2 protein-coding genes are annotated in these 1,113 nt (G+C 72.6%); both read right to left on the reverse strand.

All coding sequences use genetic code 11. From position 1 onward, the window contains the following. Positions 1-569 (reverse strand): cellulase family glycosylhydrolase (locus tag ABZ646_RS47115; RefSeq protein WP_360534066.1); only part of this gene is annotated, 569 nt, incomplete at its 3' end. A gap of 65 nt (positions 570-634) precedes the next feature. Further along, a complete protein-coding gene (locus ABZ646_RS47120; protein WP_360534069.1) occupies positions 635-1,021 on the reverse strand; it encodes an alpha/beta family hydrolase in 387 nt (128 codons plus the stop codon). Between the last annotated feature and the right edge of the window lie 92 nt (positions 1,022-1,113).

Genomic DNA, 1,113 nt, shown 5'->3' on the forward strand with positions numbered 1-1,113 from the left:
GACTGACTGCTGTTCCAGCGCTCGTTGCCGTCGACGCCGCAGCACCAACGGGAGGTGTTGGTGTGGTTGTTGAGGATGACGGCGAAGCCGGCGCCGGTGAGGGCGGTGACGACCGCGTCGTAGATCTCCAGCGGGGTCTTCCCGCGCAGCTGCGGATTGGCGGTGACGGCGGCGTCCGGCACCGGGGTGGTCGTATGGAGCATCTCGTTCGAGAACGGCAGCCGGACGCTGTTGATGCCGAGCGCCGTGAAGTCCGACAGGAGCTGCGGGAGGGGCGCGCGGTCCAGGCCGAGGGGGATGCCGTGCGAGTCCTGGCCGGCGTGGTGGTTCGCCGGGTCGGTGACGCTTCCGCTGCCGGTCCAGGAGCCCTGGGCGCCGTCCCAGTTGGCGGCCTTGAGGCGGAAGCGGTTCCCGTCGGCGTCCACGATGTAGCGGCCGCGCGTGGACAACGGTCCCCGCCAGGCGTCGGCGGCCGAGGCCCGGTGGACCAGGGCGGTCGGAAGCAGGGCGAGAACCACGAGCGCTACTGTCAGGTACGTGACAATCTTGGGTGAGTGCCTGAGCGGCATCATCAGTCCTCTGAGCGGAGCCGGTGGGGGTGTCGCGCGGGTGCGGCACCCTACCAGGGCGGGTCTCAACGAAGAAGCGGTCCGTCCGCCGCGCAGGCCTCTGCCGTCCAGCCGTCGAGATCACGTTCGGGGCGCAGGAACCGCCTGATGGCGGCTGCCGAGGCACGATGCCAGTCGCGGCTGCGGCGCAGCATCGCGTGATCGCAGCCCCGCAGCAGCACCATCCCGGCCTCGGCGCCGGCCTCGCGGGCGTGCCGTACGTAGGCGGCCGACTCGCCGGGCTCGGTGGTGTGGTCGCGGTCCCCGTGCAGGACGAGGATCCGGGTACCGCCGAGATCGTCCACCGGGTCGTCGGGCGGGCACCAGGGCGCCAGCGCCAGCACCCCGCGCACCGCCGGATCGGCCGCGGCCCGCAACGCCGCCCGGCCGCCCATGGAGTGCCCCACCAGCACCAGCCCGGCGCTGGTTCCCGCCGCTCATCGGCTTGTTCCCGCGTCCGGCGGTCGCACTCACGCCGTACCGGGGCGCCGACCCTCCAGGACAA

Origin of the sequence: Streptomyces sp. NPDC007162 (genome assembly GCF_040634175.1) — a bacterium.
Taxonomy (GTDB): Bacteria; Actinomycetota; Actinomycetes; order Streptomycetales; family Streptomycetaceae; genus Streptomyces.